At 36.8% G+C, this 1,188-nt stretch carries 1 pseudogene; it reads left to right on the top strand.

From position 1 onward, the window contains the following. Positions 1-797: 797 nt before the first annotated feature. A pseudogene (locus tag ACQKII_RS24670) lies at positions 798-1,188 on the top strand (reverse transcriptase domain-containing protein); the annotation flags it as partial.

Here is a 1,188-nt window from a genome sequence, read left to right as displayed (position 1 = left end):
TTGTGCGAAATGTTTCTAGTTTAAATTGAGAATGGTCACATTACTCAGGTAAAGGCTAGACAGTTCCTTTCGGAACTGAAGGGTTATATCGAAGAATCAAATGATGAGGTAACGCTCGGAAGGGTTCTCTCTTAGTCGAATAGCACTAGATTTAGTAAGAATGATTGTGTTATAAGCTCGGTGAAAAGGCGTGAGAAATTACCGTACCAGTTCCGCTGACGAAAGCCTACTCGAGGGAGTGGTGTAATTCATGATGCTTGAGTTGAATGAATATGGTGAGAATGCAAATAAACCGAAAAGAAATGGTTAAGCTGACGAACTTCTGAATGTACGGGTCTAGAACTGCGATACATAGAAATGTGTATATCACCAAATTGTGAGGTTAGATGTGGGTGAGTAAGACTAACTAATATGAAAATCCATGATACGTTACAGGCGTATGTATCTAACAGGCTTAGAGGAAGCACCTAAGTTCATTCTATAATAGATATAATTCAACGTTTTAAGCTGATAACGTGGAGGGCTTACTCCCCTAAGAAACGTTGACAAGGAAAGCAATAATGATACTAGTTACTGTATAACTTGCCTTTATATCAGTGAAAGTGGTGGCACAGTACCAATGAAGTGTCTAATCCACATGGAGGGATAGCCACTAGACTAATAAAGATTTATTCAACCAAGTAAGGCAGTTCTTTATCGATTAATAAGGTTCTTGTGAGACTAATAGAGGTTTAACTCCAAAAGGAGTCACCGACTTATTGAAACGGAAGAAACTGAGACACAATGAGTATTATAGTATGCAAGATTGTTTTGATACACTCTACGCTCAAAGTGTTTGTGGTCATCATTTCTATAACTTAACAGAAGTAATGAGTTCTAAGGATAATATACGTCTTGCCTACCGAAACATCAAAAGAAATACAGGTAGCAAAACTGCGGGAATCGATAAATTAACAATTAATGATATTCTGCATTTACCAGTTGTAGATGTAATAACAAAAATTCAAGCTATGTTCAAATGGTATGAACCACAACCAGTTAGACGGGTTTTCATTCCAAAAGGAGTAGATAAAACTAGACCTTTAGGGATACCGACGATATGGGATAGAATTTTTCAACAATGTGTACTGCAAATTTTAGAGCCAATCTGTGAAGCTAAATTCCATAAACATAGTTATGGTTTTAGAC

Source organism: Lysinibacillus sp. NPDC048646, from assembly GCF_050272295.1.
Taxonomy (GTDB): Bacteria; Bacillota; Bacilli; order Bacillales_A; family Planococcaceae; genus Lysinibacillus.
The sequence above is the reverse complement of the archived record's forward strand: the minus strand, read 5'-3'. Positions and strand labels throughout refer to the sequence as shown.